This window comes from Lactobacillus sp. M0396, from assembly GCF_016101625.1.
Taxonomy (GTDB): domain Bacteria; phylum Bacillota; class Bacilli; order Lactobacillales; family Lactobacillaceae; genus Lactobacillus; species Lactobacillus huangpiensis.
Genome location: NZ_JACFQE010000021.1, coordinates 1 through 697, shown reverse-complemented (window position 1 = coordinate 697; position 697 = coordinate 1). Strand labels below are relative to the sequence as shown.

The following is a 697-nucleotide window of genomic DNA, read 5'->3' as shown; positions in this document are numbered from 1 at the left end:
ATATTGAAGCAGCGACAAGTGTAGATTCAGTCAACAGCATTAAGGATAAAGCTATTAGTGACATCAAAGAAATCAAGAATAGTGCGGATAAAGAGGACCAAGAACAATTAAATAAAGTAAAAGAAGAGAATAAGGCTAAGGTTGATGAGCAGGCTGCTGCGGCTAAGAAACGGGTTCAAGATGCCTATGATAAGCTTAGCAAGGACGAACAAGCAGCAGCGGCAAGTGATTATGCTAAAGCTATGAATGCTATTACTGAAGCACAAACTACGGCTAACAATACCATTGCCGCAGCAACAGATACAGATACAGTAGTTAAAGCAGTAGGAACAGCGATAAGTGCTTTTGATACTGCGGCGACTACAGCGGAAGTAGCGTTTGCAAGAGTAGCGGCAAAAGATGCGATTGAAGCAGAAGCAGCTAAGGTCAAGAAGGATTTAAAGCAAGAAGTTGATCAAACTAAAGTTGATAATATTGTATTAAGAGCAGAAAATGATCTTATCACAGCAGATAGTGTAGATAAAGTCAACAGTATCAAAGACCAGGCCATCAAGGACATTGATGGTGTCAAGTCAACAGCAGACTCTAATGCGCAAAACGATTTGGCTAAAGTAATAAGTGATGCTAAGACTGAATTCAGTAAAAAGCATGATGAAGCAGTAGCAAGACTCAAGAATGAATTTGGCAAAGATGCTGT

At 39.7% G+C, this 697-nt stretch carries 1 pseudogene; it reads left to right on the top strand.

Annotation, left to right across the window (positions count from 1 at the left end):
* Window positions 1–697 (top strand): annotated as a pseudogene (locus tag H3T43_RS09290) (hypothetical protein); the annotation flags it as partial.